The sequence below is a fragment of the Jeotgalibacillus aurantiacus genome, assembly GCF_020595125.1.
Lineage (GTDB): Bacteria > Bacillota > Bacilli > Bacillales > Jeotgalibacillaceae > Jeotgalibacillus > Jeotgalibacillus aurantiacus.
Window position 1 is genome coordinate 1 of the sequence record NZ_JACNMS010000014.1, and the last position, 11,286, is coordinate 11,286.

An 11,286-nucleotide genomic window follows, 5' to 3' on the forward strand; every position below is an offset into this window, starting at 1 on the left:
GCTCCCCCGAGGGTTCACCTTTTTTATCCGCGTAGGGATCCTTGTTGATCGACAAAATGAATTCAGTAATGACCCCCATTAACTGATGACTGGGCACTCCATCAAAAAATTCTTCTGCTGTAAACTGATTTCTGAACGTCTTTACAATCAAGTCAACATATAGCTTGATCTCTGATGGCTTTAGCTGCTTTTTATTCTCAATTTTTTCTTCGATTTCAAAGTATGCGAGCATGGTTGATGCCGGTACAAACGGTACCGAAAAATGCTTCTCTTCTACTTCGTTTTGTTCGTCAATTACCTGCAATGTAATCTCCACTAATATCCCTCCAGATATAAAATAAGAGGACTCGGAAAGAGCCCTCCTTTACATAATTGAATTAAGGTGTTGGAACTGGCTCATAGACAGCTTCGAACCAAGAATCAGTAATAGCAGAATTTGTTGCGTTTTTACGAATCGTCGCTTTTTCCTCACCGTCAAAATCGCGTGAAATGAACGTTGCTGTGATTGTAGGCGTGTTGAACTCTACTGATTCACCCTTTGTATTCGCCGTTCGTGATGGACGAGCGAATTTCCCTTTGAATAACCATACAAAAGCATCATCCCCAGACTCACTAGTCATCTGGAAGCCTAGGGCAACATAAGGAGCAGTATCATTTCGACTCTGGATACGCACACCATCTGCATTAATTGTTTGACCAAGCAGATCCGCAAGCACTTCATCCGTTAAATCTTTCACGCCGATTTCAGCAGCTGTCGGACCATTAGCTGCAGCTGTTTCAGAAGGTCCGTTTTCCGCATAAAGCGTTGTCATACTTGTAGTGGGAGTTTCTGAAAGTGAAATTGCCGCACCAACCGGCTTTGGTGTGTCATATGTTGCACCCACACCTGGTTCATCAGTTAATTGTTTTGCATAATGGAATTTAATCAAACCTGTAAAGGCCATGGATATTCCTCCTTGTTTTTAAATATCAAAAAACTCAACCTTGAATTTTAATTGAATAGTTATACGTCAGATGATAGTGATAAAATTTAGTGTCCTGCTCATACCCCGAGATCCCACCGGTGTATAAAAAGCCCGACTCTTTCATTAATAGCTTCACCTGATCTAAAAGTTCATTATAGTTACCTTTTGAATACAAGCTCACCTGAACATTTGAGAGCGTATTCTCTAACTGGTTATCTGCGTGCAAATCGGGTCGGTTCACAACCTCGAAATACACGATATAGGTCGTAGCCGCTCCGCTGTAAAAGTGAAGCGCCGTCGGAACGGAAACCGGCGCAAGTGCAGACTGAATCACACCAGTGACACTCATAGCCCCATCCCCTTTTTCATTTCATCAGCCATGATGTTAATCAGGTTCACCTTTTCCCGTATAAACACCGGACGGACAACAGGCGTTGCTTTCATTTTCGACGTACCAAACTCATGAAAGAACATATAAAAAGCCGCATTCCCCTGATTGGAGTACCCGACTTCAAGTTTTCCATTCTTATATTCAGTCTTAATCACCGAAGTGGCCGCCTTGCCTGTACGTCTTACGAGACCGGTTTTATAAGCGTTATCTGATATTTTATCTTTCAGGTAATCTCCTGCTGCCTCTACTGCTTTCTTTTCGATTTCAGGAGCATTTTCTGCCATTTTGCGAAGTTTGTCAGCAATCTGACTTAACCCATCAATCTGGATATTCATGACTGATCGTTCAGGGCGGCAATCGCTTTTTCCTTACCTCTAACCTTTTCGCCATTAGGTAATTCATAATGACCGCCTCCCAGGTGTTTTAGTTCAGCCTTAACTTCCGCGTCAGCAGCAACTAAAAAACCCTTATCGATTAATTCGTCGATTCGGGTCTGTGAGGTATTGGTGTATAGATCATCTTTTTTGTAATACGTCCCGTCCTTGTCTTTTAAAAGACGTTTCACTTTATGAGTTTGTGTCATGTTGATTCCCCTCTCTATTATGGTTTTCATCAATGCGGCTACAATATAACTCAATCAGATGACCTGGTTTCTCAAAAGTTCGATAAACACGATATTCATTTCCTTCAAAGGACAATTTTTTCTGTCCCTTATATTCAAAGATATGGACTTCGAATATCTGTTCAATGGTGAAGTTCGATTGTGCTGCGGCATAGAACTCCTGAGAACGAACAGGCAGTTTTCGAGCAAGGATCGTGTCCTCATCAGCATCTACTTCTATAGCGAAACCATCTGAATCCTTATCAGAATAGCCAGGAGTGATTAAAGTAATTTCATGATCCCAGTTCGCCATCTGATCACCCCTTGCTGTGCTGCTGAAAATACAGCTCTTTTAACCGGTACCGTAAATTGTGCGGTAGCTGATCCGGCTGACCAGGTGTTTCATACCGATAAGCTGAATAGTCGACCACAAGCATGACATGACTATGATCCTGTTCATCCAGTGTAAGTCCCTGTCTGCTTTCAAACTCTTTGATCACACCTTTGATGATGCTTTCAATATAGGTGTCTCGTACTGCCGTTCTCAGTCCGATTTTTTGTTTAACGATTGGTAAAATCGTTGCAGAATTCATCACTCATCGCCTTCTACTTCTTCGATCAATGGTTCACCACGCTTATTTTCAGCTGACATGAGCTCTTCAATCCGTTCTTTTTTGGCCCGACCTTTCCGGGGGAATTTATCCCCCGACCGGTAAATGTGGTTCTCATCCTGCAGGTCAGTAAAATCTTTGATCACTTCATACTTTGCCATAATTCATCACCCTTTCTGTGGATTATGCTCCTTCAGGTACAACTTCATTTGCTTCATCAGGTGCAAAGGCTACGGATGTTGCTGGTGCAGTACCTTTGATATTCATTGCGACAAACCCGTTACCAGAAATTGAACGTCCGTCATATCGAGAAGTCGCTTTGTATACCGTATTATCTTCAATGAATTGAACGTGTTCAGATACTGCAAAAGTAGATCCGGAACGCTCAGCAAGGATATAGTGAGAACCGTAACCGCCGACAATATCTCCATCAGCCATAAACGGAAGGACCACGATCTCTCCACCGATAACAGGCATCGTGTTATTAAGGCTTGAAACGATGGCCCCTGCTGCATTAAACTCCACCATTAACGCCTGCAGCTCAGTATAAGTGTTTTCATTCATCGCCCAGAACTTTGCTCCATTCCCGTAATTCGCTTTGGCTTTTCCGCTGAAACGAACCAGATTTGCAAATAAAGTCTTGGCATCTGCTCCGGCTACTTGACCGATATTTGTTGTCGAAAGATTAACCCAAGGTTTTTCATTTTGACCCCAGTATGACGGCTCAGCTGTTTCAGCAAGACGTGTCACAATCCCAACAGGCATTTTTGCACCTGTCCCGTAAAGGATCGCTTTATCAATCGCAAGACCCATTGCTTGTCCAAGAGCATCAAGGATTTCATTCGCTAGGTCAAAATCAGTGTCCTCAAGTGTCGCATTGCAAACCGGAATATAACCGCCAACCTTATAACCATCCATTTGAATCTGATGGAATTTAAGATCAAGCTCATTTAATTTTGCACACGCTTCCGTCCACACTGCTTCAGGGATATCACCAACAATGTTTTGGCGCGCTTTTCCACTCAGTCGACGAAGGTTTACACGGTTAATCAATTTTGAATAACGGTGTAGGTTATCTCTGATTAAGCTCAGCACAATCTCCGGAATTCCAAGCTCAGCACCCTGGACATTACGCTTCTCCATTTGTTTCTCTGAAAGAATGTTCCCTTCTCGAATATCAACAAGGAATTTCTTCACCTCTTGACGTTCTACAAAATGAGTGGCAGCAGAACGCTCCATCCCTTTAAAAAATCCTTTGTTTACTTTCATTCCAATTGCCTCCCCTGATTGAGTTCTCGTTTGAATCTGAGTCCCAGCTGATCGCTGTTCGTCCTCTTTGTTTTTTGGAGCATTTTGATTCAGTTCTTCAAGCTCCTTTTCAAGCTCGTCAATTTCACCCTGAAGACGATTTTTTTCAGATTCATGATCTGTTTGATCTTTTTCAAAAGCCTCTGCCTCTTCTTCCACAGTGGCAACCTCTTCATCAGACTCTGCTTCTTCAATCGCCTGTTCAAGTTGCTCAGAACGAGTTTTAAAATCCTCATCCTTTGCTCGTAAATCCTCAAGCAATTTTTTACGTTGATCGATTTTTTTATTAAGCATTAGCTGTTTTAGTGCCATTTTTCAACCTCTCCCTTATCTTCGTTTTCTTCGCTTCGAGCTGACGCTTTTTATCCCGCTCCATATCCTTTTGACGAGCTGCAACCGCAGTATTTGCATAAGCAGGAAACGTCACCACTGACACCTCTATGACATCCACTTTTTCCAGCGTCCATTTCATGGTCCCGTCATCCCGGTAATCAGATGATTCTTCTTCGACCAAAAAACCGAAGCTGCACTGATTGACATCGCCCCGCTTGACCCGGTGATAAAGATTGACTGCTTCAGAGTCATTTTCATTTACGCGGATCTGACCCCATAACCCTTTTTCATCCACACGGATGGTTAGGGTATTGGAAGCCGTCCGGGCAAGGACCTTGGATGTGTCATGATTGATGAGAGCACGAACATCATTAGCGGCAGCTCCGTCAAATGCACCTGGTGCGATCTCTTCAAATGCGCCCGGCCATAATTCCGTTTCAGAATTATAAAGCGCGAAATAACCCTCGATGATCATTTCACCATTCTCAGGTTCTGCCCTGGTTGTCAGATCCACTTCAAAACTTCTCATCTGACGTTCATTCATTGTTCTCACCACCTTTCAATTTCCCTTGATCACCAAGCCGGTCTGCCGGGATAAAGTTTTCGAGCGCAAGGAGTTCCTCCATATCATCACGAGGACTCAACCCGACTGAATCACGCCACTCATTCCGACTCATCGCCATACTGCGAGTCATTGACTCACCAAGCTGTCTCAACTCATTCAGGTCGTAGGCGTACAGGCTGCGCGAGTTGAACCTAAAAAACCAATCCTCAGCGAGAATTAGTTTTCGAGTCATTTCCTGCTCCATGCCTTTTGCGATCGGCAGGATGGTGGAGTTAATGAAATTGTTGTATTCATCTTTCTTGTACTCACCAACGCCAAGAAAAAAAGCAGGAACATTAAAAATGCCTGCTACTGTCTTTTTATCCAATTCGACTGCTTCATTGATGGCTAAATCTTTTAATGAAAGTGGCGTCACCTGTTCGACCTCAAGTAATTCAGCAGGGATGATCCACGGTTTGCCGCCTTCACTCGACTTTAAGTAAGTATTGTATACGCCGTCTCGACCTTCTTCACTTGCAAGTTCTGCGGTCATTGAGTCGACCTTTACAATCAGAGATGGCATGTATTTCCCACTCATAAAAGTATTCTTTGTGGCACTTGCCTGCCTGAGATTTTTGATGATATCTTTCAATACTACCCGGAGCCCTTGTCCCATATATGGCTTCTCCGGATCTGGATTAAGAATGAAATGAAGCACTTCATCATGGTTATAAATTTTGTCTCCATATTGGACCTGATAAGCAAAGTCCGTATCAATAAAATTCACACGGGATGGCCGTAAAGGAATGAGCTCATCAATCAGTCCATTTTTAATTTGAGGATAAACAACACTATTCCCATCGCCGTCGATAAGCATCGTGTAAACAATGTTATAGATCCACGATTTACGGGTCATGAGACTATATGGATTGATGTCAATCTTACGTGCCAGCGCATTACGGACCCGGACATCACCTTTATCGGTATTCTGCATCAAGTGGATCGTCATGGATGAGATCAGTTCAGCGATTTTATGGGCCGCGATCTTTACTTCCGGATTGTCTGCAATACGGGTGTAACCTGGCACACATAAAGTGTCGTATGCATCCGTCGATAACAGGAATCCCACAGGCGATTGAGTAGACTCAGAGGATCGGGATTGTTGATTTTGGTTTCGATTCCGATTTTTGCGTTTCTTTGAAGCCATTAATTTTCACCCCCTTTGAGCCACTTAGCAGCTGAACTTGATTTCTCCATATTTTCTAACATCCTGACCGCTCCGAATACACTTGCATCGAACAAGTCAATTCGCATATCCGGTGTCACTTTCTCGTACTGAATCATGTCATCGACTTTTTCAATGCCTCTCACATTTTGCAGACAGTACTCATATGCTTGGGATCCCAAATAATAAAATTTACCTGCTTTAGCTTTGGATTCGATACGTCTGAAACCTTGTGATTTTTTATAGAAGTACTGCGGTTGATCCACAATGCTGAATTTCTGTCGCTTCATTCCTAAGAAGAATTCCTGACCAAACTTACGGTCAAAGCCAACCTGCTTTATTTTAAACCCCATATCCCTCATCATCATGAACCATTTAATTAAATCATCATGACTGACGATTGGAGTGTTCGGCATGGTGAGCCATCCGTCATCCTTCCAGCCAAATAACGGGATATTATCTTCATCCGCTTTAATGTAAGCCTGAGTAATCGGGAAGAATCCATGCGTAATCGTGATATCGATATCTTTGTATGTGCCATATAACGCAGTAGCGTTTAAATCGTGGAGTTTCGCTAAGTCAGCGCCTCCGTACCATTCAACCGGCATCTTTGCCAGCTGCTGAATGGTCCACTTATGCTGACGATCAGACGCTCTGAACTCATCAAGATTGAAATATGCCTTTAATGCCGAAGTGTATTTATTAAGTGATTTCGCTAAGAATGACTTTCGTTGCTGTGGATCATTTTGAGCTTCCAGCGCATCACTCATTAACTCACGACCAGATACTGAAACGTTGTAATTCGGATTGGCTTTCTCATGTTCTGCCGCGCTTGTGTAATCGACATCACCATTTTCATCTTCATCTGCTTTTGCAATGAATATAAAAATCTTCTCATCTATTACCGTGCCTTCTAATATCCTTTGACAGTAGGTCATCCGGTTATAGCAAAAACTGTTCATGTTATTGCCGGCCGTCGTGATCCCGATACACAAACTGTTTCGATAGGCTTTACCGGATTCACGAATGGTATTGTACTGACTGGCATTTTTATAGAGGTGCAGCTCATCCAGAATCTGAATCAATGTCGTCAAAGAGTCCATTCGGTCACTATTGCCGGCGATCGTTTCAATTCTCATATAACCATCACCCAGCTCACCGCTGATGCTGTGCTCCTGGTTGTTATCAAGAATCCGGAAGTTTTCCTCTTCGCCCATTTTTTTCAGGTTATAGTTGATGAAATTAAAACTTTGCATAGCCTGCTTTAATAAAGCGCCAACGATGATGATCTCAGCACCAGATTTCCTCTCCAAAAGTCCAAGGCCCCAGGCAAGCGCACTCATGAATGGTGTTTTACCATTCTTTCTAGCAAGCATGATAAAAGCCTCTTTATATTTTCTTAACCTGGTTCCGGTATGAAAAAATCCGAGAAGATTGTAGACGACAAATTTCTGCCACGGCTCCAATAAAAAAGGCTTACCGCGTAACGGAAAGCCATTCATATCTTCTCCTTTTTGATGGACGAAGGTTTTTTCTATTATACCGATGACAAATTCAGCATCTTTCGGGTTAAAATCATAATCTTTATTTTTCAAGTCGCGAAAAAATCTTTGGCACATCAGCTTTGTTTCTTTACATGCGATTTTTCTGTCTTCTACAATGCTGGTCGCATACTCAACTACCACATCATAGTTTTTAAATTTAGTCGAGGGCATTTAAAACACTCGCTAAAGCAGATTGTTTTCCTTTATCTGATTTTTTCGATTCAGAAGCACTTTTCGGATTCAGGCAAAGGCGATCTGAGTATGCAAGAATGTCCTTTCTTAACCCTTCCAGTGTCGCAACAATTGGCGACTTTTTTGCACTGCCTGCAGCTGACGAACTTTCATACTCATAACCGCCATCGATGAACTCTTTATTGAGTAAAAGGTACTGATGGACAAGTTCTGAATAAACTGAGATAAGCCTGTTATACTGCGGTTTATGAACACCGAGCGCTTTCATATCTTTGATGGTCGCATTCTTGATCGTTTGCGTACTTGGAATCTTTGACAATCGCCCTCACCTCCCGAAAAAAATATTTTCAAATATGCGCTCTATTGGAAAAGCCCCCACTCACCGGTCCCCGGTGTTCTTTTTACGGGAGGAGAGAGGTGGGGGGACCTATCCTCTTCGTCCACTCTAATCCCTTATCAGTTAATTCATGTGACGTTCTGGCATGCATCTTCTGGTGACAAGTGTTACAAAGGCTCAGCAAGTTCTGGCTGATCAGTGACAGCTCAGGATAATCCTCACGCGGATAAATATGGTGAACCATGCTTGCGACTGTAGTCTTACCATATCTTCTGCATTCACGGCATTCGTACTTATCACGCCTCAAGATGATTGAGCGTTTCTTTTCCCAATGTCTTGTTTTATAAAAATTCATACAATACCTCACAATTTAATAATAAAAACCCTACGCTACTTAGCGCAGGGTTAATAATTTATTTATCATATTTGTTAAGATCAGAGTTCAATTCACTTATATTTTCTTCAGCTTTAATCATGATGTTATCAATTAATGTCAAAGTATTTTTTAAGCTAATAATTGCATTCACATATCCTGTGCGCTTAATGATATTGATCCATGATGTTAATTTTTCCTCATCGTCATATAGATCGAGACGAATTGGAGATTCTCTATCAATATCGTAAATAAACAAGGCATTATCATCTATATCGTGACCTAGAACTGGACCTCTTGTACTTCTATATTTGGTTTCAACGCCTTGAAAAAATATCCTCCTTTCTCTGATTTTTTTCAAAAGTGGTATTAGCTCATTTGAAGTTTCGTGTAAAGATGAAGCTTGTCTTTCTGCTGCTTCTTTTTCTCTAGCCAATACTTCATCAAACTTTTTTAAATCATCATCGATAGTTGTCATTTTTTCCTCTACAGCTTTTTTAATTTGGTTCATAGTAACCCCTCCTAAGATTTGTATTACATTTTATAATTTCTACATAAATATCCATATTCCTCTTTTTTATAACAAAAACCACCCAACGAGTGTCAGGTGGTTTTCAATGGCTCAGACCAACCAAAGTCTGAATATAGAAGTTGAAAGGGGTTTTCTATGCTTTCAGTATATCAGGCTTTTTTCACATGCTGTGTCACATCATTGTCATGTTTTTTGATGTTAGCGACCACATTCCTTATGTAGCCATAGCTGTAGCCCAATTGATCAGCGATCTCCTTATAGTTTTTGTTTTCTATATATCGCATGTAAGAGATCTTATACTCCAGACCATCGAGTGAATTGATATTGTCATCCATTTCACTTTTGATCTCTTGATAGAACTCTAACATCTTCCGGAGCTGGTCCAGCTTCTCTAATACCCGGTCAGTGTTCCATGCTGCGGTTTCAATACCGAAGCCAGCCGCTCCCTTTGAACTGAATGGAATAGAGCTCTTACCAAACCAGAAGTCAATGTCCACTTCGAACATTTCTATCTGTGTTTCGATAATGCTGATTTTCCTAGTAAGATCTGCGTAGTTTTTGATGATTTGCAAAGCAATAGCCCCCTCAGTACCGCTCGTAATTGTTATAATGAATCATCGAGCGACGTTCAATCAGCCGCTCCTTCTTAATACTTGCGATAATCCGCTCAATGTTATTTAGTTTTTTCCAGCCCCTGAGCCTTGCAACACTGGTATTGGCTTTCACAGCAATCTGCTTATCCAGGTATTTCATTTCTTTCAAGGCAAGGTACTGATCTACAGTAAGCTTTACATCGTTAAAAGAAAAATCCTGATTATTCGGATATCTCACTTAACAGATCCTCCAATGCCTCTAAGATACTTTCTTCTTTGCCTATGTCGATCCCGCTATCATTATTGCCATTAACCTCGACAAGGGCTTTTTGATGAGCTATCTTTAATTGAATGTGCTCGAAGATCTCTTCAGCGCTGATTGTGATCTCTTTGTCCATCAGACGTCCCTCCCGTTGTCAAATGTCATTAGGCAGCCTAAACCATAGCCATGCGGTTTAATGTCACTGCCTCGCTTCCATCCTCTTTCCTCATGAGCAGCGATCACCTGTTCAATTTTCGATTCAGTCAGCGAGTACACCAGCTTCTTCAGTGGTTTGTGCTTTTTCACCTGTTTGCCCCCACTCTCTAACAGCAGCTATGATCTCACGCTTACTGCGAATGATCAGTTCGACGATTTCAGCAAGGTTTTCAGCATCACTGGGTTTCAATTCATGTTCAAGCAACGCTTCACATACCCGCTCCATATTGGGATAGTAGCCCACGAATCTCATTGTGAACTGACCTTGGAGCGGCTGACCGTCATCCCCTATCTTTTGTATCTCTTTCTCCACTTTGTAGTTAAGCGGATCAGTCGTGACCTGGTACCCTGCAATTTTGAATTTCACTCCGGCGCACCTTCTCCCTTTGGTTCTATTATGTCGAAATACTCTCTATAGCAGTTCGGACAGACATCCTCGCCTTGAGGGACATAGACACCACATAAGATACAATCATCCATACAGCGCCTCTTTTGCTCTCTCCTCTGCCTCCTGAGCTTCATCAACAGTTTCATATCTTCCTATGAGCATTTTTCTTTTCCCGACCGTTACATATGCCGGATGAGGGTAATTTAATTCGTTATCACTTTCTTCAATAGCAGCATATTTTTCCGCTCTTCTGATTTGAGAATACCTAACCCATCCCTCTTTTCCGGTGTTTCGGTTATATGCCCAGACATACCAAGTACGATCATCAGTCTTTTTCCTAACATCAAAATTCACTTCATAATTTCCAATGATCATATTCCCATAGCGTTCGCTTAACAATGCACGACTCGAATCTTTGTACAAACTGATCCGCTCCTTTCATGCTTGCAGACTATATTTGACCATTTCACGATTTACGCACATTTCAGGAAGGTTCGCTCTCACAAGCGCTTCTGCGAATGGTGGAGGAACTGAATTGCCGCACCTGGCAACCTGTGCTGATTTCGGATATTTACGGCCTTTATAATCTTTATCGATGATGTATTCTTTAGGGAATCCCTGAGCTAAAAATAGTTCGTGTGGCTGCAGCATCCTCATCCCGATATCCGTTATTTGATAATTAATGCCTGCTACAGTGACAAGACCAAATTTATTTCCCCCGGATGTTATGGTGTGCAAGGGTTCGTCCAAACTGTGTCCCGTGCCTTGTCCATAATATTTCATTAAGAAAGCCGTCACTAAGCTGAAACGATCTTTTGTAGGTATTGTATGAATTGGACTAACCAACTCCTGACCAATACCCTGTCCGTAA

At 42.0% G+C, this 11,286-nt stretch carries 21 protein-coding genes; all 21 read right to left on the minus strand.

Annotated elements, in window-relative coordinates; genetic code table 11:
* On the minus strand, window positions 1-316 hold a 316-nt coding region (gene gpG / locus H7968_RS17760; RefSeq protein ID WP_227397344.1), incomplete at its 3' end, for a phage tail assembly chaperone G.
* A 61-nt stretch (window positions 317-377) separates the two neighbouring features.
* A complete protein-coding gene (locus tag H7968_RS17765; protein ID WP_227397345.1) occupies window positions 378-944 on the minus strand; it encodes a major tail protein in 567 nt (188 codons plus the stop codon).
* A 34-nt stretch (window positions 945-978) separates the two neighbouring features.
* Complete coding sequence (locus tag H7968_RS17770; protein WP_227397346.1) at window positions 979-1,314, minus strand: hypothetical protein; 336 nt, start codon at window positions 1,312-1,314, stop codon at window positions 979-981.
* A complete protein-coding gene (locus H7968_RS17775; protein ID WP_227397347.1) occupies window positions 1,311-1,691 on the minus strand; it encodes an HK97-gp10 family putative phage morphogenesis protein in 381 nt (126 codons plus the stop codon). Before H7968_RS17775 ends, H7968_RS17770 begins: the two co-directional genes overlap by 4 nt.
* A complete protein-coding gene (locus H7968_RS17780; protein WP_227397348.1) occupies window positions 1,688-1,939 on the minus strand; it encodes a hypothetical protein in 252 nt (83 codons plus the stop codon). Before H7968_RS17780 ends, H7968_RS17775 begins: the two co-directional genes overlap by 4 nt.
* Window positions 1,923-2,270: a phage head closure protein gene (locus H7968_RS17785; protein WP_227397349.1), complete on the minus strand. Its 348-nt coding sequence runs from the start codon at window positions 2,268-2,270 to the stop codon at window positions 1,923-1,925. Before H7968_RS17785 ends, H7968_RS17780 begins: the two co-directional genes overlap by 17 nt.
* Window positions 2,271-2,274: 4 nt before the next feature.
* Complete coding sequence (locus H7968_RS17790; protein ID WP_227397350.1) at window positions 2,275-2,550, minus strand: hypothetical protein; 276 nt, start codon at window positions 2,548-2,550, stop codon at window positions 2,275-2,277.
* A complete protein-coding gene (locus H7968_RS17795) occupies window positions 2,550-2,729 on the minus strand; it encodes a hypothetical protein (protein WP_227397351.1) in 180 nt (59 codons plus the stop codon). The genes H7968_RS17790 and H7968_RS17795 overlap by 1 nt, the downstream gene beginning before the upstream one ends.
* A gap of 22 nt (window positions 2,730-2,751) precedes the next feature.
* Window positions 2,752-4,188, minus strand: coding sequence for a phage major capsid protein (locus H7968_RS17800; protein WP_227397352.1), 1,437 nt, complete (start codon window positions 4,186-4,188; stop codon window positions 2,752-2,754).
* Window positions 4,163-4,753, minus strand: coding sequence for an HK97 family phage prohead protease (locus tag H7968_RS17805; protein ID WP_227397353.1), 591 nt, complete (start codon window positions 4,751-4,753; stop codon window positions 4,163-4,165). Before H7968_RS17805 ends, H7968_RS17800 begins: the two co-directional genes overlap by 26 nt.
* A complete protein-coding gene (locus tag H7968_RS17810; RefSeq protein ID WP_227397354.1) occupies window positions 4,746-5,960 on the minus strand; it encodes a phage portal protein in 1,215 nt (404 codons plus the stop codon). Before H7968_RS17810 ends, H7968_RS17805 begins: the two co-directional genes overlap by 8 nt.
* Entirely contained in the window at window positions 5,960-7,693 is a 1,734-nt protein-coding gene (locus H7968_RS17815) for a terminase large subunit (protein ID WP_227397355.1), read from the minus strand. The genes H7968_RS17810 and H7968_RS17815 overlap by 1 nt, the downstream gene beginning before the upstream one ends.
* Entirely contained in the window at window positions 7,680-8,033 is a 354-nt protein-coding gene (locus H7968_RS17820) for a P27 family phage terminase small subunit (protein ID WP_227397356.1), read from the minus strand. The genes H7968_RS17815 and H7968_RS17820 overlap by 14 nt, the downstream gene beginning before the upstream one ends.
* A gap of 82 nt (window positions 8,034-8,115) precedes the next feature.
* The gene (locus H7968_RS18130) at window positions 8,116-8,406 is read right to left on the minus strand and encodes an HNH endonuclease (RefSeq protein ID WP_227397357.1); all 291 of its coding nucleotides are present in this window, start codon (window positions 8,404-8,406) and stop codon (window positions 8,116-8,118) included.
* A 58-nt stretch (window positions 8,407-8,464) separates the two neighbouring features.
* Window positions 8,465-8,935 (minus strand): hypothetical protein, encoded by a 471-nt coding sequence (locus tag H7968_RS17830; protein ID WP_227397358.1) that lies wholly within the window; start codon window positions 8,933-8,935, stop codon window positions 8,465-8,467.
* A gap of 170 nt (window positions 8,936-9,105) precedes the next feature.
* Window positions 9,106-9,528 carry a sigma-70 RNA polymerase sigma factor region 4 domain-containing protein gene (locus tag H7968_RS17835; protein WP_227397359.1) on the minus strand — a complete coding sequence of 141 codons (423 nt, stop codon included), beginning with the start codon at window positions 9,526-9,528 and terminating at the stop codon, window positions 9,106-9,108.
* Window positions 9,529-9,541: 13 nt separating this feature from the next.
* Window positions 9,542-9,787: a hypothetical protein gene (locus H7968_RS17840; RefSeq protein ID WP_227397360.1), complete on the minus strand. Its 246-nt coding sequence runs from the start codon at window positions 9,785-9,787 to the stop codon at window positions 9,542-9,544.
* Window positions 9,771-9,947: a hypothetical protein gene (locus H7968_RS17845; RefSeq protein WP_227397361.1), complete on the minus strand. Its 177-nt coding sequence runs from the start codon at window positions 9,945-9,947 to the stop codon at window positions 9,771-9,773. Before H7968_RS17845 ends, H7968_RS17840 begins: the two co-directional genes overlap by 17 nt.
* 123 nt (window positions 9,948-10,070) lie before the next feature.
* Complete coding sequence (locus tag H7968_RS17850) at window positions 10,071-10,394, minus strand: hypothetical protein (RefSeq protein WP_227397362.1); 324 nt, start codon at window positions 10,392-10,394, stop codon at window positions 10,071-10,073.
* Between the two features lie 105 nt (window positions 10,395-10,499).
* Window positions 10,500-10,838 carry a hypothetical protein gene (locus H7968_RS17855; RefSeq protein WP_227397363.1) on the minus strand — a complete coding sequence of 113 codons (339 nt, stop codon included), beginning with the start codon at window positions 10,836-10,838 and terminating at the stop codon, window positions 10,500-10,502.
* A 15-nt stretch (window positions 10,839-10,853) separates the two neighbouring features.
* Window positions 10,854-11,286 (minus strand): DNA cytosine methyltransferase (locus H7968_RS17860; RefSeq protein ID WP_227397364.1); only part of this gene is annotated, 433 nt, incomplete at its 5' end.

Bases quoted from the DNA above. Each gene is read 5' to 3' on its own strand.
- H7968_RS17765 (WP_227397345.1), bottom strand. From the start codon at position 944: ATGGCCTTTACAGGTTTGATTAAATTCCATTATGCAAAACAATTAACT.
- H7968_RS17770 (WP_227397346.1), bottom strand. From the start codon at position 1,314: ATGAGTGTCACTGGTGTGATTCAGTCTGCACTTGCGCCGGTTTCCGTT.
- H7968_RS17775 (WP_227397347.1), bottom strand. From the start codon at position 1,691: ATGAATATCCAGATTGATGGGTTAAGTCAGATTGCTGACAAACTTCGC.
- H7968_RS17780 (WP_227397348.1), bottom strand. From the start codon at position 1,939: ATGACACAAACTCATAAAGTGAAACGTCTTTTAAAAGACAAGGACGGG.
- H7968_RS17785 (WP_227397349.1), bottom strand. From the start codon at position 2,270: ATGGCGAACTGGGATCATGAAATTACTTTAATCACTCCTGGCTATTCT.
- H7968_RS17790 (WP_227397350.1), bottom strand. From the start codon at position 2,550: ATGAATTCTGCAACGATTTTACCAATCGTTAAACAAAAAATCGGACTG.
- H7968_RS17795 (WP_227397351.1), bottom strand. From the start codon at position 2,729: ATGGCAAAGTATGAAGTGATCAAAGATTTTACTGACCTGCAGGATGAG.
- H7968_RS17800 (WP_227397352.1), bottom strand. From the start codon at position 4,188: ATGGCACTAAAACAGCTAATGCTTAATAAAAAAATCGATCAACGTAAA.
- H7968_RS17805 (WP_227397353.1), bottom strand. From the start codon at position 4,753: ATGAATGAACGTCAGATGAGAAGTTTTGAAGTGGATCTGACAACCAGG.
- H7968_RS17810 (WP_227397354.1), bottom strand. From the start codon at position 5,960: ATGGCTTCAAAGAAACGCAAAAATCGGAATCGAAACCAAAATCAACAA.
- H7968_RS17815 (WP_227397355.1), bottom strand. From the start codon at position 7,693: ATGCCCTCGACTAAATTTAAAAACTATGATGTGGTAGTTGAGTATGCG.
- H7968_RS18130 (WP_227397357.1), bottom strand. From the start codon at position 8,406: ATGAATTTTTATAAAACAAGACATTGGGAAAAGAAACGCTCAATCATC.
- H7968_RS17830 (WP_227397358.1), bottom strand. From the start codon at position 8,935: ATGAACCAAATTAAAAAAGCTGTAGAGGAAAAAATGACAACTATCGAT.
- H7968_RS17845 (WP_227397361.1), bottom strand. From the start codon at position 9,947: ATGGACAAAGAGATCACAATCAGCGCTGAAGAGATCTTCGAGCACATT.